We start from the raw sequence: 19,322 nt of genomic DNA, 5'->3' as shown, positions 1-19,322 counted from the left end.
GTGCCGCTGATGGCGCGGAGTGATGCCGCGCGCAACAGCCCCGCCATCCGGTGACGGCAGGCGGCGTTCGATACCGATCCGGCCGCCGGACACTGGCCTCCGCGCCGGCCAACCGCGAAGCTGGGGCGAATTCAAAATCATCGGGAGTGAAACGATGCGCTTTCGCCGGACCGTCCTGGCCCTGGCCGCCCTGCCCCTCGCTGCCTTGCCCCTCGCGCTCGGCGCTGCCCGCGCGCAGGACAGGCTGCCGACGATCGCGCCGCAGGACTACACGCCCGATCAGAAGCAGGCGGCCGAATCCTTCGCGCAGGCCCGGGGTAAGCCGCCCTTCGGCCCGTTCGAGCCGCTGATGTACTCGCCGGAGGTCATGACGCTGGCGCGCTCGATGGGCGATTACCTGCGCTTCAAGCCCAAGATCGGCACCACCCTGTCGGAGCTGGTGATCCTGATGACGGCACGGCGCTGGACCCAGGATTACGAATGGTACGTCCACGCCCCGATCGCCGAGAAGGCGGGCATCTCGGCCGAGATCATCGCGGCGATTCGCGACGGGCGCCGTCCGGCTCGGATGAGCGACGACGAGACCATCGTGTACGATTTCACCTCCGAGTTGCAGGACACCAAGCGCGTCTCCGACGCCACCTTCGCCCGAGCCGAGGCCCGCTTCGGCAAGCCGGCGCTCGTCGATCTCGCGGCGATCTCGGGCTACTACACGCTGCTGGCCATGGAGCTGAACGCGGCCCGCTATGCGATTCCCAAAGACGGGCAACCCCTGCCCCGATTGCCGGAGTGAGCCGGCTTATCCACAGTCCGCGGGGAGGTGAAACCGCGTTGTCCACAGGCTATGGCGGCCCGGAATGAGGTCGGCATGGGCGCGTTGACGAAGCGTTAACCTTTATGGCTTGTTCTCTTTCCGTTCCCAGCGCGAGGAGGAGAACACGATGCGGATTGCAGCCAATGCCGTGTGCGACGATCACGCCTGTCCCGTCGAGGCGATCAGCAGCGCCTATCTCGGCTTCGCGGGTGGCGATGCCGGGATCGCGCTGCGCTGCGCGATCGCCGATGCGTTGTCCGATCTCATGGAGGCCGAGCGGCGCACCCGGGAGCGCAGCCGCCTGATCTCCAGGGGCTATGTCCGGGAGGCGCCGGACCCGGCGCGTAATCCGGCAAGCTGAACCGTTGCTGCAAACGCAGTTCAGGCCCGATGCAGCGCGGCCGTGGCATCGTCTGCTCCATGATCCGGGACGGTTCGAACCGCCCGCTTCACTCGGAGACAGGTCATGAAACGCTTCGCTTTGCTTTCGGCCGCCGCGCTGATCGGCGTGGGCACCCTGGCCTCCTCGGCTGCGGAGGCGCGCGGCGGCGGCGCCATCGCGGCCGGCATCATCGGCGGCCTTGCGGCCGGCGCCCTGATCGGCGCCGCGACCCAGGCCCATGCGGCCCCCGCCTACGGGTATGACGGCGGCTATGGGTACGGCTACGCGCCGGCACCCGTGGTGGTGCGCCCGGCGCCGGCCTACCGCGTCTACGAGGAGGACGCCCCGGTCTACGCCACCCGCAGGACCGTCACCTACGAGCGCGTGCCGGTCGGATACGACCGTCACTGGCACCAGGACTGGGACGGCGGATACCGCGGCTACGGCCATCGCGCCTATGACGGCTGGTAAGCCGATGGCTGGCACCCGGGGCGCCGCCTGAAAGCCCTCGGCGCGCCCACATGGCGACAGGGCGTGCGTGCCGACAAAGGCTTGGGGCGGTTCCCGATTGCACCATGGTCGGAAACCGCTCTCAAGCGCGCTCGGCCGACGCGTCGGGCGTGAACCGTCGGTTCAGCGCCCGCGCAGTAAGACGATTCGATGCTGGTCCACGAAGGCGCAACGCGCACCCCCGAAGCCGATCGGAAGCTCGGCCTGTCGCTCGCCGCGGTGGCCGGCGCGCTGAACACGGCGGGGTTCTACGCGGTCGGCCTCTACGCCTCGAACATGACCGGGAACGTCTCGGCGATCTCCGACCGGACGGGCACCGGCGACTTCGCCCTGGCCGGCGAGGCGCTGCTGCTCGTCCTGCTGTTCGTGCTGGGCTCGACCACTTCGACGCTGCTGATCCGGCACCGCCGCCGCAGCTCCGTGCGGGGCTCCCACGCGTACAGCGTTTGCGCGGAAGCATTCTGCCTCGTCGTCCTCGGGCTCGTGGCGCTGCCGCTCGGCGAGCCGACCCGGGGCCACGCCCTCGTGCTCGGCCTGAGCTTCACGATGGGCCTTCAGAACGCCGCGGTGACCAAGATCTCCGAGGCGCGGGTGCGCACCACGCACGTCACCGGCATGATCACCGATATCGGCATCGAGCTCGCGCGCTGGCTCGATCGCGGCGCGCCCGATCGCGTCCCGCTGAAGCGCTACGATCCGGCGCGTCTGCAGCTCCACCTGCTGACCGTCGGATCGTTCCTCGTGGGCGGTCTGGTGGGCGTCATCGCCTACCGCGCCGTGGGTGTGGCGCTGCTGTTCGCGGCAGCCGCGATTCTGGCCGCCCTGGCGCTGCCGGCGCTCAGGCGTTGATGTCGAGGAGCTGGCCGGTCATCCGGTTTGCGGTCCGCGCCACGGCCGCGTTCAGCGCGAAGGCGGATTTGGCACCGAGCAGCTCGACCGCCGCGCCGGACAGGTCGACCCGCGCGGCGGGTTCCAGGGACGTTCCGGAGACGGGTGCTCCGGCGGATGCGATGGTTTGGGCGGCGCTGCCGAGACGGTCGGTGGCGCGGGCCATGCCAGTGAAGGCGGTCTGAAGGGCGTCGATCATGCGGTACCTCCGGCGGATGATTGTGCCGGACTCGCGCTGCGGTTGTGTTGAGACGATCACTCAAATGCGAGGGATCGTCGATGTCACGGCAGATGCTTAAGGCTGTGTTCTGGGGGAATGCTGGTGCGGACGGCGGGACTCGAACCCGCACGGCCTTGCGGCCGCAAGATTTTAAGTCTCGTGCGTCTACCGGTTCCGCCACGTCCGCATCGGACCCTCGGTAGCGGCGCCCGCGTCCGCGATCAAGCCGGGGGCGTCCAGCCGTAGAGCCAGGCGTAGCGGTCGCGCATGCCGTCGGGGCCGAGCCGCCCCATCACGGCGTTGCGGGCGAGCGCCACGAGGCCCCGCGCATGATAGGTGCGGCCGTTGGCGCAGGCCGCCTTCTGCACGCGTCGGACCCGCGGCGACCGCTCCGCCGCGTAGGCGGCGAGCGCCGCCGGCACGGTCGGGTGGGCGGCGAGCGCGTGCGTCAGCACCGCGGCATCCTCGATCGCGAGCGCCGACCCCTGCGCCAGATAGGGGAGGACCGGATGCGCCGCGTCACCAAGCAACGCGAAACGGCCGCGGGCGATCGGGCGCGCCACCGCCCGGTCTGCCAGCGACCAGACCAGCCAGGAATCCGGCACGGCGAGCAGTTCGCGCAGCGGCTCGGCGCAGGCGCGGAAGAATTTTCGCAGCACCGCGGGCTCTCCGAGCCGGCCCCAGCCTTCGTCGCCCACCGCCTCGGGCACGACCGCCACAACGTTAAGATATTGGGCATCGCGCACCGGATAATGCACGACGTGCCGATTCCGGCCGAGCCACAGGCCCGTCGCCGGCCCGCGCAAGGGGCCCGGCACCGCGTCGATCGGGACAAGGGCCCGCCACGCTGCCGCATGGCCCGGACGGAGCGGCGCCCGATCGAGCCGGTCGCGCAGGCGCGAGCGCAGCCCGTCGGCTCCGACCAGCAGATCGAAGGCCAATTCCTGCGTGCCGCCGCTGCTCTCGGCCGTGAGCCGGATCTCGGCCTCCGTCTCGGTGAGGCCCGTGGCGGTGCGCCCCATCATCAGGCGGATCGCCGGCCGACCGCGTAGGGCATCGAGCAGCAGGGTCTGCAGATCGGCCCGGTGGATCACGTAATAGGGCGCGCCGAAGCGCGCGCGCGCCTCGGCGCCGAGGGCGACGCCGCCGAGGCTGCGGCCGCTGTCGAGGGCGCGCACCGTCACGCCGGGGGGCTCGCTCGCCGCCCGATGCAAGGCCGGCGACAGGCCGAGGCCGGCGAGCACCCGGCTGGCGTTGGGCGAGATCTGGATCCCCGCCCCGACCTCGCTGAAGCCGGTGCGGCGCTCGATCACGGTGACGGCATGGCCGGCATCGGACAGCGCCAGCGCCGTCGTCAGGCCGCCGATCCCGGCCCCGACGATTCCGATCCGCAGGGCTCGATTCTCGGATGACACGGAAGCCGCGCGCCTACTCCGCCGCGACCTTGGCGTCGTCCTGCCAGACGCAGGCCTGCGGATCCGCCTGGTCCGGCTTCAGGCCCGCGCGATAGCGGTACAGCGTCGAGCAGTACTGGCAGATGATCTCGGTGTCGGCGCCCATGTCGAGGAAGACGTGCGGGTGGTCGAACGGCGGCAGCGCGCCGATGCACATGAACTCCTTCACCCCCACGGCGATCACCGGGACGCCCGGCTCGTTGTGGAAGTGGGGTACCGCCTTGCCTGCCATCCGGCCCTCGCCTGACCCGCAACCGATCGCGCGGCGAATCTGCCCGCGCGCGCCCGGGCGCCTCGCGGTCGCTTATGCCGCCAGCCCCGCGGCCGGCGCAAGCCTCGCCCAAGTGTCCGCTGGGCGCCGCTTGGCCTGCCGCGCCGGGCACCGTACATACGTCGCACGCCCGATTGATGACGCCGCGAAAAGTCTTGAGATGCAGCAGGAACAGGCCACCGCGCAGGGGACGCGCCGCGCCCCCGAGCCCCCGATCCACGGCCCGGAGGGCTTCGAAGGCATGCGCCGCGCGGGACGCCTCACGGCCGAGGCCCTCGATCTGCTCATGGAGGCGACCCAGCCCGGCGTCACCACCGAGGCGCTCGACAAGCTCGCCTACGATTTCGCCATGGACCACGGCGCCTATCCGGCCTCGCTGCTCTATCGCGGCTATCCGAAGTCGATCTGCACCTCGATCAATCACGTGGTCTGCCACGGCATCCCCAACGACAAGCCGCTGCGCGAGGGTGACATCGTCAACCTCGACATCTGCCTGATTCTCGATGGCTGGCACGGCGATTCGAGTCGGATGGCCTATGTCGGTGAGGTGCCTCGCAAGGCGCAGCGCCTGTGCGAGATCACCTACGAGGCCCTGATGCGCGGCGTCGCGGCGGTGAAGCCCGGCGGCTCCACCAACGATATCGGCCGGGCGATCCAGGCCTATGCGGAGAGCGAGCGCTGCTCGGTGGTGCGCGACTTCTGCGGCCACGGCCTGGGGCGCACCTACCACGACGCGCCGACGATCCTGCACTACCTCGAGGCGAGCTACGACGTGCCGTTCAAGCCCGGCCAGTTCTTCACGGTCGAGCCGATGATCAACCTCGGCCGTCCGGCCGTGAAGGTGCTGGGCGACGGCTGGACCGCCGTCACCCGCGACCGGTCGCTCTCGGCGCAGTTCGAGCACACGGTGGCGGTCACCGAGACCGGCGTGGAGATCTTCACGATCTCGCCGAAGGGGCTGCACCAGCCCATCAATCCCGCCGCCTGACCGGCCATGGCGCCGTTGCCGGACGACGCCGCGGCGGGGCTGTTCGCCGACAGCGCCGAAGCGGCCGCGCTGGGCAAGGAGGCACCGCACTATCACGGCCACCGCGACCGGCTTCGGGAGAAGTTCGCGGCGGTGGGCAGCGATGCGCTGCCGGATTACGAGCTTCTGGAGCTGGTCCTGTTCCGGGCGATCCCCCGGCGGGACGTGAAGCCGCTCGCCAAGGCCCTGGTGGCCCGGTTCGGCAGCTTCGCCGAAGTGGTGAGCGCCGAGCCGGTGCGGCTGATGGAGGTACCCGGCGTCAGCGCCGGCGTGGTGTCCGACCTCAAGGTGATCGAGGCGGCCGGGCGGCGACTCGCCCGGGGTGCGATCCGCGAGCGCGAACTGCTCGGCTCGTGGAGCGCGCTGCATGAATACCTGCGCGCCACCATGGCGTTCGCGCCGCGCGAGGAGTTCCGGATCCTGTTCCTCGACAAGCGCAACCACCTCATCGCCGACGAGGTGCAGGGGCGCGGCACCGTCGACCACACCCCGGTCTATCCCCGCGAGGTCGCCCGGCGGGCGCTGGAACTCTCGGCCACCGCCATCATCCTCGCCCACAACCACCCGTCCGGCGATCCGACGCCATCGGCGGCCGATGTGGCGATGACCCGCGAGATCATCGCCGTCCTAACGCCGCTGAAGATCGTCGTGCACGATCACGTCATCCTGGGGCGAAACGGACATGCCAGCTTGAAAGGTTTGAAGCTGATCTGATCCTTCGGCCGCCTTGAGCGTTGATGCGCACGCCTATAGCCGTGGCGGGATGGCGCGCCTCTTGCCTCAAGAGCAGGAGCATAAGGGAGGAGTGGGATGGCGTTGACGGCCTTCGACGAGATGAACGGATTCGGCACCGGTACCGCCGATCCGGCCGCCGTCCGCGACGCCTACGGCCAGCTGAAGGCGTGGCTCGACGCGACGCCGCCGGAACACTTCAACACCCGCCGCAGCCAGGCCGAGCTGCTGTTCCGCCGGATCGGCATCACCTTCGCAGTCTACGGCGATAACGAATCGACCGAACGCCTGATCCCATTCGACATCATCCCCCGGGTGATCACCAAGCCGGAATGGTCCTTCCTCGAGCGCGGGTTGAAGCAGCGGGTGACCGCCATCAACCTGTTCCTGAAGGACATCTACGGTGCCCAGGAATGCATCAAGGCCGGCATCATTCCGGCCGACCTCGTCTATCGGAACGCCCATTACCGCATGGAGATGCGCTCGTTCCGGGTGCCGCACGACCTCTACGTCCACATCGCCGGCATCGACATCGTGCGCACCGGCGAGAACGACTTCTTCGTGCTGGAGGACAATGCCCGCATTCCGTCCGGCGTGTCCTACATGCTGGAGAACCGGGAGGTGATGCTGCGCCTGTTCCCGGACCTGTTCTCCAAGCACCGGGTCGCCCCGGTGGAGAACTATCCCGATGCCTTGCTCGCCACCCTGCGCAGCCTCGCGCCGGGCACGGCCACCCGGGACCCCACCGTCGTGCTGCTGACCCCCGGCCGCTACAATTCGGCCTTCTACGAGCACTCGTTCCTGGCGGACAAGCTCGGCGTCGAGCTGGTGGAGGCGTCCGACCTCTTCACCCGGGACGACGTGGTCTACATGCGCACAACCGAGGGCCCGCGGAAGGTCGACGTGATCTACCGCCGCCTCGACGATGATTTCCTCGATCCCCTGGTCTTCCGCCCGGACTCCGTGCTCGGCGTACCCGGCCTGATGAACGCCTACGAGCGGGGCACGGTCACCTTGGCCAACGCGGTCGGGACCGGCATCTCGGACGACAAGGCGGTCTACAGCTACATGCCGGAGATCGTGAAATTCTTCACCGGCGAGGAGCCGATCCTGCACAACGTGCCGACCTACCGCTGCCGCGAGAAGGACGCCTTCGCGTACGTGATGGACAACCTGTCCGAACTCGTCGTGAAGGAGGTCAACGGCTCGGGCGGCTACGGCATGCTGGTCGGGCCGCACGCGAGCAAGCGCGAGATCGACGATTTCGCCAAGAAGCTCAGGCACGCGCCCGACGGCTTCATCGCCCAGCCGACCCTGTCACTCTCCACCTGCCCGACCTTCGTGGCCTCGGGCGTCGCGCCCCGACACGTGGATCTACGGCCGTTCGTGCTATGCGGTGCCGATCAGATCCGCATCGTGCCGGGGGGGCTGACGCGCGTGGCGCTGAAGGAAGGGTCCCTGGTGGTCAATTCCAGTCAGGGCGGTGGCACGAAGGATACCTGGGTGCTCGACGCCTGAGCCCCACGCCATCCGGACGTTCCGAGGCGCGGACATCGTGGTCCGCACGACTTGGCTGAAGACCGATGCTTTCCAGGACCGCCGACAATCTTTTCTGGCTCTCGCGCTACGTCGAGCGCGCCGATTTCGTCGCCCGCATCCTCGATGCGGCGCACCGATTCGCCTCGCTGCCGACGAGTTATGGCGGCGGCGGTACCAATGAATGGGACTCCGCGCTGGCCTCGGCCGGCGACAGGGACGCGTTCAAGGCGCATTACAGCGTGGTGAACGCCGATACGGTCTGCGACTTTCTCGCCTTCAGCCCACACAACCCATCCTCGATCCGCTCCTGCATCGAGGCGGCACGCGAGAATGCCCGTTCGGTGCGCACGGCGCTCACCACCGAGATGTGGGACGCGATCAACGGCGCATGGCTGGAGCTGCGCAACTACTCCGGCAAGGAGCTCAACCGCGACGAGTTCGGCCGCTTCCTCGACTGGGTGAAGACGGTGTCGCTGACCTTCGACGGCTCGGCCTTCCGGACGATGCTGCGCAACGACGGGTTCTGGTTCACCCGGCTCGGCACCGCCATCGAGCGCGCCGACAACACCGCCCGCATCCTCGACGTGAAGTACAAGATCCTGCTACCCCAGGACGAGACGGTCGGCGGCAGCCTCGACTATTTCCAGTGGACCACGATCCTGCGCGAAGTCTCGGCCTTCAACGCCTACCACTGGGTGTATCGGGAGAGCGTGAAGCCGCTTCTGGTGGCGGACCTGCTGATGCTCAACAAGCAGATGCCGCGTTCCTTCGCGAACTGCTACGGCGTGATCGTCGAGTATCTCGACCTGATCGCCGACGCCTATGGCCGCCGGGGGCCGAGCCAGCGGCTCGCGGGCAACATGCTGGCCAAGCTCGAAGGCGAGGATATCGACCGGGTCTTCGCCTCGGGCCTGCACGAATTCGTCGAGGCCTTCGTCGCTGAGAACAATAATGTAGGCGAAGCCATCGCCAAGCAGTATCTGGTCGGCTGACCGAGACGGACAGGACGGCGCATGCGCATTCGCGTGGTCCACGAGACCATCTACACCTACGAGCAGCCCGCCCGCGGGCTCGTGCAGGTCCTGCGCCTCACGCCCAGGGACCATGACGGGCAGTATGTCCGGAACTGGCGGATCGACACCACGGTCGACGGGCGGCTGACCGCCCGCGAGGACGGGTTCGGCAACATCGTCCATTGGTTCACCCCAGACGAGCCGACCGACGCCCTGATCATCAAGGTGACCGGCGCGGTCGATACCGAGGACACGCAAGGGGTCGTGCGCGGTACGATCGAGCGCCTGCCGGATGCGTTCTACCTGCGCGATACGGATCTCTGCGCGACGAGCGTCGAGCTGCAGGGATTCGCCGAGCGCGTCGCGACCGATGGGGACGCGTCGCCGCTGGCCTTGCTCCACCGCCTGATGGACGCTGTCCCCGAAGCGGTCGCGTTTGAGCCGGGTCCGGCCGCGAATGCCGTCCCGGCCGGCAAGGCCTTCTCGGCGGGTCGGGGCATCTGCCAGGATCTGACGCACGTCTTCATCGCGGCGGCCCGGCATATCGGCATCCCGGCGCGCTACGTGGCCGGCTACCGGGCCCGCGACGATGGCGAGGCCGAGGTTGAGGCACCGCACGGCTGGGCCGAGACATTGGTGCCGGATCTCGGCTGGGTCGCGTTTGATCCGTGCTTCGGGATGAGCCCGTCCGACAGCTACATCCGCGTCGCCACGGGACTCGACTATCTCGGTGCCGCGCCGATCCGCGGCAGCCGCACCGGCGGCGGCATCGAGACACTGGACGTGAAGCTTCACGTCGAGCAAGGCAGGGCCGCGATCCAATCCTGATTCCCGCGACACCGGCCCCGGCCGCACGAGAGCCCAAGACGATGACCTACTGCGTCGGTGTCCTAGTCGAGGACGGGCTCGTGATGGTCGCCGACACCCGCACCAATGCGGGGCTCGACGATATTTCGACCTATCGCAAGCTGCATCACTTCAACGTCCCGGGCGAGCGGGTGATGATGCTGGCCTCGGCCGGCAACCTGTCGATCACCCAGTCGGTGCTGAGCCTGCTGCAGGAGGGGGTTCCCGGCGAGGACGATGAGCCGCCTCAGCGGCTCGTCGAGGCGCCGACGATGTTCCAGGCGGCGCAGCTGATCGGGCGCGCGATCCGTAGGGTCCGCATGATCGAGAAGGACGGCTTCGAGGCGGCCAATATCCGGTTCTCGATCTCGCTCCTGTTCGGCGGCCAGATCGGCACCGGCGAGATGCGGCTGTACCTGATCTACTCGGCCGGCAATTTCATCGAGTGCAGCATGGACGCGCCGTTCCTCCAGATCGGCGAGCACAAATACGGCAAGCCGATTCTCGACCGGGCGGTGACCTACCGGACCGACCTGTACGACGCCCTGAAGGTGAGCCTCGTCTCTATGGATTCAACCATGCGTTCGAATCTCGGGGTGGGATTGCCGATCGACATCGCGGTGGCGCGCCGGAACGCCCTCAACCCGGAGGTGAACCACCGGATCGAGGCCGGCGAGGGGTATTTTCACGATCTGCGCGAGCGCTGGTCGGCGGCGCTCCGGGCCGCGCACCGGGCGATCCCGCGGCCGCCCTATGGGCCTTCGGAGAAGTAGCGAGGCGGAACGCGTCAGCCGGGCTGCAGAGCGGTTAGCAAGGTCCGCGCGGCTCCAGCTGGGTCGCTGGCGCGCATCAAACCGCCCATGATGGCGACGGCCGCCGCTCCGGCCTCCCGACACACAGCGACCGAGTCGGGTCCGATACCGCCGAGTGCCACGACCGGGAGGCTCGCACGTCGTGCGGCGGCGATCCCGTCGGGGCCGAGGGTCGGTCCGTAGCCCGGCTTGCTCGCAGTCGGAAAGATCGGGCTGAGCGTCACGTAATCGGCGCCGGCCGCCGCGGCCTGCACAACCTCCTGCAGCGCATGAGCCGATACCCCGATCAGCGACTCCGTTCCCAGCGCGTCCCGTGCAGCGGCGATCGCCTCCGCATCCGAGCCGCCGCCGAGATGCACTCCGTCGGCGCCGAGCGCCCGGGCCAGAGCGACATCGGCCCCGACTGTCAGGATCCCGCCCGCCGCCCTTACACGCTCGGCCACGGCCTCACCGAGCCGCAATCGGGCCTCGGGCTCCAGGTCGCGGTCGCGGAACCAGATCCAGCGGCCGCTGCCGTCCAGGATCGCCTGGACGGTCTCGGCGAGCGGCCGCGCGTGGCCGTGCCGGTCCGTCACCGCCAGCAGCGGCGACGGGAGCTTCCTCACGAGCCGACGAGGCCGAGTTGTGGGCTCGACGGCTCGGCCCGTCCGCGCCGCGGGATGCGTCCGGCCAGGTACGCGTCGCGCCCGGCCGCCACGGCCCGGCCCATGGCACGGGCCATGCGCACCGGGTCGTCGGCCTTGGCGACCGCGGTGTTGATCAGGCAGGCGGACGCCCCGAGCTCCATGGCGATCACCGCATCCGACGCCGTGCCGATCCCGGCATCGACCACCACGGGCACTTTGGCCCGGCGGCAGATCAGCTCGAGATTGGCCGGGTTGGCCACCCCCATCCCGGAGCCGATCAGCGAGCCCATCGGCATCACGGCGGCGCAGCCGAGATCCTCCAGGCGCTGGCAGACGATCGGGTCGTCGTTGCAATAGGGCAGGACCACGAAGCCGTCGTCCACGAGGTGGCGGCAGGCCTCCATCAACTCGACGACATCCGGGTACAGGGTCTCACGGTCGCCGATCACCTCGACCTTGATCCAGTTGGTGTCCAACGCCTCACGGGCGAGTTCGGCGGTCATGATCGCGTCGCGGGCGGTCTCGCAGCCGGCGGTGTTCGGCAGGAAGCGCCTGCCCTTCAGCAGCGTCACCGTGTCCGAGCCGTGGCCCTGAAGCGAGACCCGGCGGATCGAGGCGGTCACCACCTCGGCTCCGCTCGCCGCGACGGCGTCGCGCATGATCGCCTGTGTGGGATAACCGGCGGTGCCGATGAACAATCGGGACGACAAGCTCACCCCGGCGATGGTGAAGCTGTCGGCCTCCGGATCGGGGCGCAGCGGCGTGACGCTCTGGTCCATGGTCAACCTCCCTGCATGGCGCGGACGATCTCGACGCGGTCGCCCTCGGCGACCGGGGTCTCGCCCCAGTCCCGGCGGCGGAGCACCCGGCCGTTCAGCGCAATGGCGACGCCCTGCGGGCTCTCGATGCCGCTTTCCTCCGCCTCCTGGCGAAACAGGGCGTCCACGGTCCCGGCGTCGCGCTCGCGCGGCTCGCCGTTGATGAACAGCTTCATGCCGAGGCCCTCCAGGGCTCGGCCTGAGCGAACCGCGCCCGGGTGAAGGGACGGGCCACCTCGGGCAATGCGCCGTCCGTCACCAGTTCGGCCACGGCATCGGCGGTGACGGGGGCCAGCAGATAGCCGTTGCGATGATGGCCGGTGGCGGCGACAAGGCCGGGCGCCAGCGTGTCGATGATCGGCGCGTCGTCGTCCGAGGTCGGCCGGTAGCCGCTCCAGACGGCCTCGACGTCCATCTCCTCGATCCCCGGCAGGACCCGGCGCGCGCCTTCGAGCAGCGCGTAGAGGCCGCCCGCGGTGACGCCGGGGCGGAAGCCGCAATCCTCAACGGTGGCGCCGACGATGAGCTGGCCGTCGCTCTTCGGCGCCATGTGGACCTGCTCGGTCCAGACCATCCGGCCGAGCGTGCCCGTCCGGCGCGTGGTGCGCAGGGCCAGGGACTGGCCCTTCAGGGGCCGCACCGGCAGCGACAGGGTTTCCGGCAGCAGCCCACCCTCCCCGCTCCAGGCGCCCGAGGCCAGGATCACGGTCCCGCACCGGATGGCGTGCTCGCCGACGCGGAGGCCCGCGACGCGGCCCCCCGACCAGTCGAGGGCGGTCACCGGGGCGTGCTCGATCAGGCTGACGCCGGCCCGACGGCAGGCCTCCGCCAAAGCGGCCATCACCCGGCACGGATCGACCTGATGGTCCATCGGGCAGTGAACGCCGGCGGTGATCGAAGGGCGCAGGCCGGGCTCCAGGCGCCGGACCTCGCTGCCCGGCAGCCACGTCGCGTCGAGCCCGGAGCGGCGTTGGAGATCGTAGCGGAAGCGCAGGCGCTCGACCTCGTCGCGGCCGACCGCCAGGACCAGCGTGCCGTCCGGCCGGTAGTCGATCGACAGGCCCGCATCGGCCTCCAGGGCATCGCGGAAGGCCGGCCAGCGCCGGAGCGAGTCCAGGGCGAGCGGCAGCAGCGGATCGGAGCCGGGCTCGTGTTCGGCGGCCGGCGCCAGCATCCCGGTGGCCGCGAGGCTCGCGCCCGCGCCGATCGTCTCGCGCTCCAGCACGGTCACGGAACGGCCGGCGCGGGCGAGCCGCCACGCGATCGACAGGCCGATCAGCCCGCCGCCGACAATCGCGATGTCGGTGGCGTCGGGAAGATGGACCTGCTCGCGTGCGCCCGAGGGGCCGCGGCGTTGTCCGATCGGTGACGGGGGGCGGTCCAGGGACACGCGTCTCTCCACAAGATTCCAACGTGGAGATCGGGCCAGGTGCTTCGGTGCGAAGCTGTGGCCTGCCTGTCGGGCGGCCGCGGTCCAATCCCTACGCCGGTATGAGCCGGATCAGGTTCGAAGGATTTCCGCGCCGCAGGTCCTGACGGACGTGCCAGCGGTTTCTCAGCCCCTTGCCGGGGATCTCCCTGGAACAGGCATAGATCTGGTTGCCCGCCTGCCGCCGGTCAACCCCGCCGCCGGGGCGACGACCGGTCTTACGGCGAAAACAGCCGGGTTCCGGTCATGGTCCGGACACCACGCCGCGCGGAATCGGCACCCCACGGCGCCGGCGTCAGGTCCCGCGCACGATCCCTTCATGGGTCCGGGGTCTCATCGCCCAACGGCTGCACCCCCATCCACAGGCTGACCCGCGTGCGCACAATCCTGCTCGTCTGCACACTCGGCTTCCTGGGTGTCACGGCCGTGCAGAAGCTGCGTGAGAGCCTCCGCCCCGTGCCGGCCGCCCTGCTCGTCGCGTCCCAGACGGGGCCGGCCCTCGACGACGCCGTGACGTCGGGCGTCGCGCTTCAGGCTGGCCGCAACGGCCATTTCTTCGTCCAGGCCCTGCTGGACGGCCGTACGCTGCCGATGATGGTGGATACCGGTGCGAGCGCCTGCGCCTTCTCCGAGGAGGATGCGGCACGCATCGGGATCCGGGTCGGCCCCGCGGATTTCACCCGCGTCTGGAACACGGCGAACGGTCGGGTCCGGGTCGCACCGATCCGGATCGCGGTGGTGCAGATCGGATCGATCACGGTGCGGGACGTGGAGGCGGTGGTGATCCCGCGGGGGCTCCTCGCGACCAGCCTGCTGGGGATGTCGTTCCTCGGGCGCCTGCGTGAGTTCAGCGTTGCCGGCAGCACGATGACGCTCCGAGGTTGACCGACCAGGACGCGTCCTCACGTTGCCTTCCGCCTCGCATCAGCGCGAAGACGTGCATGGTATGTGGCTGATAAAAACGAGCTTTATCGCAGTATCTGTCTATATGATCGACTTCAGAAAATCATTTTTTGCCGATCTATAAGTATAAACAATTTATTAATCGTGGATCTTCGGTCGTTTTGCGCGTCCGATGCGCCATGTTATGTGCGCTGGTGATTGCGATTGACCATCGAAATCGACGTGCGGGACAGTTCGATGAAGAAAAAACCCGGGCCTACGATCTGTCTGTCGATGATCGTCAAGGATGAGGCCCACGTTATCCGTCGGTGTCTGGATTCGGTTCGGCCGATTATCGATCACTGGATCATCGTGGATACCGGATCCACGGACGGGACCCAGGACATCATCCGCACGGCGATGGCCGATATGCCGGGCGCCCTCGTCGAGCGGCCCTGGGTCGATTTCGCCACGAACCGGAACGAGGCCCTGAAGCTCGCCCGGCGCCACGGGGATTACGTGCTGATCATCGACGCCGATGACACGCTGATCATCCCGGACGGCTTCACGATGCCGAAGCTGACCGAGGCCGGTTATCGGTTCGAGATCATCGACGCGCATACGCGATACTGGCGCAACCAGCTCGTCAGCAGCCGGAAGGACTGGCGCTATCGGGGCGTCCTGCACGAATTCCTCGCCTGCCCCGACGTCGACGAGATGCCGATCCTGCCCCTCGCGATGCGCCGGGGCGAGGACGGCGCGCGCCATCGCGACACGACGGCGGACGCGCGCGATATCGCCGTTCTCGAGGGCGCGTTGGCGGTCGAGAGGGATCCCTTCATGATCGCGCGGTACACGATGTATCTCGGAACCACCTACGATGCGGCCGGTGAATACCGGAACGCCCTCGACTGTTTTCTGAAGCGGGTCGATCTGGGCGGCTGGAGCGAGGAAGTCTATTTCAATCTGCTGATGGCTGCCATCAACGCGGAGCGCGTGGGGGAGCCAGCGGACACGGTGCTGCGCCTCTACGAGCGGGCCATGCGCGTCATCCCGGCACGGGCGGAAGCGAACCACGGGGCTAGCCGATATTGCAGGCAGAACAAGCGGTTTGCGGAGGGGTATCGCTACGCCGAGGCGGCCCTGAAGCTTGAACTTCCGAGCGAGGGCATATCGTTGAATCCGTGGGTCTACGAGTACGGATTGCTCGATGAGTTCGCTGTCAACGCCTACCACATCGCCCAATACGGCGCATGCGGATATGCCTGCCTGAAAATTCTGGGGCGCAGCAACGTCCCAAAGGACGTCTTTGCCCGCGCCAGCACGATGGCCCGGGAGGTGACGGAGAAGATGGTCGATCCGGTCTGGGGACTAAAGCCAGCCCCCTATAGTTCGGTGTTCGAACCGGAATGGGAGAGATTGAGAGCTTAGAGCGCGGCGGGAGAGGTCGCGTGGCGACATCGTCAACAAGACCTAGAATCCTCCGGGGCTGCTGTCCAATCCACCTGTCATCTAAAGTGCCGGAGCGCGGGCCCCGAAAGAGTGACCGAGATGGCCTCGCGATCCCGGGCGCTCTCCTTCAAGGCTGCCGCGCAGCACTTAAGGATGAAGGGATTGGCGGTATCGCCCGGACACAGCGCGCTGTCTGGGGTCGCGGACGCCGTCGGCAGCGCGCTCAGCTTGGCTTGCGCGGCCGCAAGAATTTCGGTCGGAACACCGCCATCGGCTCCCGGAAGCCGTCGAGCGCGTGCTCGCCCAGCGGGATCGGATCCCCCCAGAGGAAATCGACGAACGGCTTCGACATCAGCAGCGGCTCGCCCAGGATCCGGTTGAGCTGGGCCAGACGGCTCGCGAGGTTCACGTCCCGCCCGATCACCGTGAAGTCGAGACGGGAGCCGGAGCCGACATTGCCGTAGGCGGCCTCGCCGTGGTGGAGCGCGATGCCCGCCGCCACCGGCACCGGGAACTGGTGCAGGGCGTTGGCCTCGTCGAGGGCCGCGAGCGCGTGCTGGGCCGCCGTGAGCGCTCCCTTGGCGGCGCCGCCCAGATCGTCGCCGGTCTCGCGAAAAATCGCCAGCAGGCCGTCGCCCAGGTACTTCAGCACCTCGCCGCCCTCGCGCTCGATCGGCGGCACGAGGCAGTCGAAGAACACGTTGAGCAGGCCCACCACCTCCTCGGGCGTCATGTCGGCGGAGGTGCGTGTGTAGTCGCGCATGTCGGCGAACAGGATCGCCGAGCGGATTCGTGTCACCTGCCCGCGGCGGATGTCGCCAGCCAGGATCGCCCGGTGGGGCTCGTCGCCGACGTAGAGCCGCAGCACGTGATCGAGCTGCTTGTTGAGGACGCGCATCTCCATCACGGCCGCCAGCGCCGGCATGACGAAGCGCAGGATCGCGATGTCGTCGTCGCCGAACCCCTCCGGCGCCCGCGTGGCGAAGGTGATGCCGTTCTTGGTGCCGTTGGTGAAGAACAGCGGCGCCACGACGTAGGCCGTGTAGCCGCCGGCCTTCAGGTCCGGGATGATCGCGAAGGCGTCGTCCGGCGTCTCGGCGAGGTCGAGGATCAACCACTCCCCGGTCTCGTGGACCGTGTGGAACGGGCTGTTGAGATAGGCGTCGGTCGAGCGGGCGCCGTGCGGGAACAGCCGGACCGTGGTGCCGCCGTCCCGGGTCCAGATCCGGCCGACGCCGGCATATTCCGAGTGCAGGGTGTCGATCGCCGTGGAGGCCCGGTCCACCGGCACGCCGATGGCGATCAGGCGCTCGGCGAGGCCTTCCAGCATCTCCTCGGCCTTCTCCAGCCGCGCACCCTCGCCGAGCAGCCAGTCGCGGATGCCGACGGAGGGCTGGAGTGCGCCGAAGGGCACGTCGTCGGCCTCCGAGCCGTCCGCGAAGGCCGTCGGCAGACCGGGCTTTGGCGGGCGGCGTTCGAGCATGGCGCCAGTGTCATGCCGCGCCACGGCGCGGTCGAAGGTCGGGCGCCGCGGCCCGTGCCGCGGCGGGGGCTCAGTTGTCCAGGAAGCTCCTCAGCTTCCGGCTGCGTGAGGGGTGCTTCAGCTTGCGCAGGGCCTTCGCCTCGATCTGGCGGATGCGCTCGCGGGTCACCGAGAATTGCTGGCCGACCTCTTCGAGGGTGTGGTCGGTGTTCATGCCGATGCCGAAGCGCATGCGCAGCACGCGTTCTTCGCGCGGGGTCAACGATGCGAGCACGCGCGTCGTCGTCTCGCGAAGATTGCTCTGGATCGCCGCGTCGATCGGCAGGACGACGTTCTTGTCCTCGATGAAGTCGCCGAGGTGGCTGTCCTCCTCGTCGCCGATGGGCGTCTCCAAGGAGATCGGCTCCTTGGCGATCTTCAGGACCTTGCGGACCTTCTCCAGCGGCATGGCCAGCTTCTCGGCCAGCTCCTCCGGAGTCGGCTCGCGGCCGATCTCGTGCAGCATCTGGCGCGACGTCCGGACGATCTTGTTGATCGTCTCGATCATGTGCACCGGGATGCGGATCGTGCGCGCCTGATCGGCGATCGAGCGCGTGATCGCCTGCCGGATCCACCACGTGGCGTAGGTCGAGAACTTGTAGCCGCGGCGGTACTCGAACTTGTCCACGGCCTTCATCAGGCCGATGTTGCCCTCCTGGATCAGGTCCAGGAACTGCAGGCCGCGGTTCGTGTACTTCTTGGCGATCGAGATCACGAGGCGCAAATTCGCCTCGATCATCTCCTTCTTGGCCTGCCGGGCCTCGCGCTCGCCCTTCTGGACCATGTTGACGATACGGCGGTACTCGCCGATCTCCAAACCGGTCTCGGAGGCGAGGTCGAGGATCTGCGCGCGCAGTTCCGTCACCTGCTTCGAGCCCTTCTCGACCAGGTTCTTCCAGCCCTTGCCGCCTAGGGTGCCGACGCGCTCCATCCAGTTCGGATCGAGCTCGTAGCCCTGGTAGTGGCGCAGGAACTCGTCGCGGGCGACGCCGTGGCTCTCGGCAAACCGCATCAGCCGGCCCTCGTGGCCGATCAGCTGCTTGTTGATCGAGTAGAGCTGGCCGACCAGCGCCTCGATCCGGTTGTTGTTGAGCGACAGCGACTTCACGTCGGCGACGACGATGTCCTTCAGCTCGCCCTGCTTCTGGTTCTGGGCCGGCGTGTTCTGCCCACCCGTCGCCTTGCGCTCGGTGCCCTCGGCCTGGAACTTGCGCAGCTTCCGGTAGTTCGCCGCGATCGCATCGAAGGTCTCGAGGACCCGCGGCTTGATCTCGGCCTCCATGGCGGCGAGCGAGACGTTGTTCTCGAGATCGTCCTCGTCGTCACCGCCCTCCGGGGGTACCGGCGCCTCGGCGTCCTCGGCTTCCTCACCCTCGCCCTCGGCGATCTGCGGGGCGTTCTTGCCGTCCGGACCCGCGTAGGTCGCCTCCAGATCGATGATGTCGCGCAGGAGGACCTTGCCCTCCACGAGCTCGTCCCGCCAGATGATGATCGCCTGGAAGGTCAGCGGGCTTTCGCACAAGCCGGCGATCATCGCCTCGCGGCCGGCCTCGATGCGCTTGGCGATCGCGATCTCGCCCTCGCGGGACAGGAGCTCCACCGAGCCCATCTCGCGCAGGTACATGCGCACCGGATCGTCGGTGCGGTCGGTCGGCTCCTTGGTGGTCGTGGCGACCGTGACCGCGCGCGCCGGGGCGACCTCGGCGACCTCGCCGCCCTCGGCCTCCTCCTCCTCGCCCTCGGCCGCCTTCTCGCCGGTGGCGGCCTCGTCGGTCTCCTCGGCTTCGACGACGTTGATGCCCATCTCGGACAGCTGCGACAGCACGTCCTCGAGCTGGTCCGGATCGGACTGGCCCTCAGGCAGTACCTCGTTGACCTCTTCGTACGTGACGTAGCCGCGCTTCTTGGCGAGCTTCACCATCCGCTTGACCGAAGCATCCGTCAGGTCGAGGAGCGGCCCGTCGGTCTGCTGCTCGGGGGCAGCGTCCGTCTCGTCCCGTTCCGTTGCCTTCGTCGCCATGATCAGCCTATTGTTTCGTGGGCGGGGCGCTGCGGAGGCCCTTGAGAGGCCGGTCCACGCCAGCG

Annotated in this window: 21 protein-coding genes, 1 tRNA gene and 1 riboswitch; of the genes, 12 read left to right on the top strand and 10 right to left on the bottom strand. The window is 68.6% G+C overall.

Features of this window, described 5'->3' with window-relative positions; translation table 11 throughout:
• Nucleotides 1-154: 154 nt before the first annotated feature.
• The 4 genes from OXS27_RS07425 (at nucleotide 155) to OXS27_RS07410 (ending at nucleotide 2,555) form a co-directional block, all read left to right on the top strand.
• Nucleotides 155-793, top strand: a complete 639-nt coding sequence (locus OXS27_RS07425) for a carboxymuconolactone decarboxylase family protein (protein ID WP_267355361.1) — start codon at nucleotides 155-157, stop codon at nucleotides 791-793.
• 148 nt (nucleotides 794-941) lie between these two features.
• Nucleotides 942-1,175: a hypothetical protein gene (locus OXS27_RS07420; protein WP_267355359.1), complete on the top strand. Its 234-nt coding sequence runs from the start codon at nucleotides 942-944 to the stop codon at nucleotides 1,173-1,175.
• A gap of 105 nt (nucleotides 1,176-1,280) precedes the next feature.
• Entirely contained in the window at nucleotides 1,281-1,667 is a 387-nt protein-coding gene (locus OXS27_RS07415) for a hypothetical protein (RefSeq protein WP_267355358.1), read from the top strand.
• 189 nt (nucleotides 1,668-1,856) lie between these two features.
• On the top strand, nucleotides 1,857-2,555 hold the full coding sequence (locus OXS27_RS07410; RefSeq protein ID WP_267355357.1) for a YoaK family protein: 699 nt from the start codon (nucleotides 1,857-1,859) through the stop codon (nucleotides 2,553-2,555).
• On the opposite strand, the gene OXS27_RS07405 is transcribed toward OXS27_RS07410, so the two are convergent.
• The 4 genes from OXS27_RS07405 to OXS27_RS07390 form a co-directional block, all read right to left on the bottom strand.
• On the bottom strand, nucleotides 2,545-2,793 hold the full coding sequence (locus OXS27_RS07405; protein WP_243917058.1) for a flagellar protein: 249 nt from the start codon (nucleotides 2,791-2,793) through the stop codon (nucleotides 2,545-2,547). The genes OXS27_RS07410 and OXS27_RS07405 overlap by 11 nt on opposite strands.
• Before the next feature lie 121 nt (nucleotides 2,794-2,914).
• Nucleotides 2,915-3,001, bottom strand: a tRNA-Leu gene (locus OXS27_RS07400).
• A gap of 34 nt (nucleotides 3,002-3,035) precedes the next feature.
• On the bottom strand, nucleotides 3,036-4,229 hold the full coding sequence (locus OXS27_RS07395) for an FAD-dependent monooxygenase (protein ID WP_267355356.1): 1,194 nt from the start codon (nucleotides 4,227-4,229) through the stop codon (nucleotides 3,036-3,038).
• A gap of 13 nt (nucleotides 4,230-4,242) precedes the next feature.
• The gene (locus OXS27_RS07390; protein WP_243917062.1) at nucleotides 4,243-4,500 is read right to left on the bottom strand and encodes a zinc-finger domain-containing protein; all 258 of its coding nucleotides are present in this window, start codon (nucleotides 4,498-4,500) and stop codon (nucleotides 4,243-4,245) included.
• 199 nt (nucleotides 4,501-4,699) lie between these two features.
• Between OXS27_RS07390 and map the strand changes: the two genes are divergently transcribed.
• From map to OXS27_RS07360, 6 genes are all read left to right on the top strand, one after another.
• Nucleotides 4,700-5,527 (top strand): type I methionyl aminopeptidase, encoded by an 828-nt coding sequence (gene map, locus OXS27_RS07385; protein WP_243917064.1) that lies wholly within the window; start codon nucleotides 4,700-4,702, stop codon nucleotides 5,525-5,527.
• 6 nt (nucleotides 5,528-5,533) lie between these two features.
• The gene (gene radC / locus OXS27_RS07380) at nucleotides 5,534-6,280 is read left to right on the top strand and encodes a DNA repair protein RadC (protein ID WP_267355355.1); all 747 of its coding nucleotides are present in this window, start codon (nucleotides 5,534-5,536) and stop codon (nucleotides 6,278-6,280) included.
• A 96-nt stretch (nucleotides 6,281-6,376) separates the two neighbouring features.
• Nucleotides 6,377-7,816 carry a circularly permuted type 2 ATP-grasp protein gene (locus OXS27_RS07375; RefSeq protein WP_243917068.1) on the top strand — a complete coding sequence of 480 codons (1,440 nt, stop codon included), beginning with the start codon at nucleotides 6,377-6,379 and terminating at the stop codon, nucleotides 7,814-7,816.
• 65 nt (nucleotides 7,817-7,881) lie between these two features.
• Nucleotides 7,882-8,829, top strand: coding sequence for an alpha-E domain-containing protein (locus tag OXS27_RS07370; RefSeq protein WP_243917070.1), 948 nt, complete (start codon nucleotides 7,882-7,884; stop codon nucleotides 8,827-8,829).
• A 21-nt stretch (nucleotides 8,830-8,850) separates the two neighbouring features.
• Entirely contained in the window at nucleotides 8,851-9,678 is an 828-nt protein-coding gene (locus tag OXS27_RS07365; protein WP_267355354.1) for a transglutaminase family protein, read from the top strand.
• A 41-nt stretch (nucleotides 9,679-9,719) separates the two neighbouring features.
• A complete protein-coding gene (locus OXS27_RS07360; protein WP_243917074.1) occupies nucleotides 9,720-10,469 on the top strand; it encodes a peptidase in 750 nt (249 codons plus the stop codon).
• Nucleotides 10,470-10,483: 14 nt separating this feature from the next.
• Here OXS27_RS07360 and OXS27_RS07355 read toward each other — a convergent pair whose 3' ends face one another.
• Genes OXS27_RS07355 through thiO form a run of 4 tightly spaced genes read right to left on the bottom strand, consistent with a single transcriptional unit; the run spans nucleotide 10,484 to nucleotide 13,315 of the window.
• Entirely contained in the window at nucleotides 10,484-11,113 is a 630-nt protein-coding gene (locus tag OXS27_RS07355) for a thiamine phosphate synthase (RefSeq protein WP_267355353.1), read from the bottom strand.
• The gene (locus OXS27_RS07350) at nucleotides 11,110-11,913 is read right to left on the bottom strand and encodes a thiazole synthase (RefSeq protein ID WP_243917078.1); all 804 of its coding nucleotides are present in this window, start codon (nucleotides 11,911-11,913) and stop codon (nucleotides 11,110-11,112) included. Before OXS27_RS07350 ends, OXS27_RS07355 begins: the two co-directional genes overlap by 4 nt.
• A gap of 2 nt (nucleotides 11,914-11,915) precedes the next feature.
• Nucleotides 11,916-12,128, bottom strand: a complete 213-nt coding sequence (gene thiS / locus OXS27_RS07345; protein WP_243917080.1) for a sulfur carrier protein ThiS — start codon at nucleotides 12,126-12,128, stop codon at nucleotides 11,916-11,918.
• Entirely contained in the window at nucleotides 12,125-13,315 is a 1,191-nt protein-coding gene (gene thiO, locus OXS27_RS07340; protein ID WP_267355504.1) for a glycine oxidase ThiO, read from the bottom strand. Before thiO ends, thiS begins: the two co-directional genes overlap by 4 nt.
• Nucleotides 13,316-13,412: 97 nt before the next feature.
• A riboswitch (TPP riboswitch) is annotated at nucleotides 13,413-13,541 on the bottom strand.
• A 215-nt stretch (nucleotides 13,542-13,756) separates the two neighbouring features.
• Here thiO and OXS27_RS07335 point away from each other — a divergent pair.
• Complete coding sequence (locus OXS27_RS07335; protein WP_267355352.1) at nucleotides 13,757-14,266, top strand: TIGR02281 family clan AA aspartic protease; 510 nt, start codon at nucleotides 13,757-13,759, stop codon at nucleotides 14,264-14,266.
• Nucleotides 14,267-14,521: 255 nt separating this feature from the next.
• Nucleotides 14,522-15,694: a glycosyltransferase gene (locus OXS27_RS07330; protein ID WP_267355351.1), complete on the top strand. Its 1,173-nt coding sequence runs from the start codon at nucleotides 14,522-14,524 to the stop codon at nucleotides 15,692-15,694.
• A 244-nt stretch (nucleotides 15,695-15,938) separates the two neighbouring features.
• Here OXS27_RS07330 and OXS27_RS07325 read toward each other — a convergent pair whose 3' ends face one another.
• Both OXS27_RS07325 and rpoD read right to left on the bottom strand, forming a co-directional pair.
• The gene (locus tag OXS27_RS07325) at nucleotides 15,939-17,198 is read right to left on the bottom strand and encodes an adenylate/guanylate cyclase domain-containing protein (RefSeq protein WP_243917089.1); all 1,260 of its coding nucleotides are present in this window, start codon (nucleotides 17,196-17,198) and stop codon (nucleotides 15,939-15,941) included.
• A 70-nt stretch (nucleotides 17,199-17,268) separates the two neighbouring features.
• Nucleotides 17,269-19,257: an RNA polymerase sigma factor RpoD gene (gene rpoD, locus OXS27_RS07320; protein WP_243917091.1), complete on the bottom strand. Its 1,989-nt coding sequence runs from the start codon at nucleotides 19,255-19,257 to the stop codon at nucleotides 17,269-17,271.
• Nucleotides 19,258-19,322: the final 65 nt, after the last annotated feature.

This window comes from Methylobacterium sp. GC_Met_3 (assembly GCF_026540775.1).
Taxonomy (GTDB): domain Bacteria; phylum Pseudomonadota; class Alphaproteobacteria; order Rhizobiales; family Beijerinckiaceae; genus Methylobacterium.
Note: the sequence above shows the minus strand (reverse complement) of the source record. Positions and strands in the feature narration are given on the sequence as shown.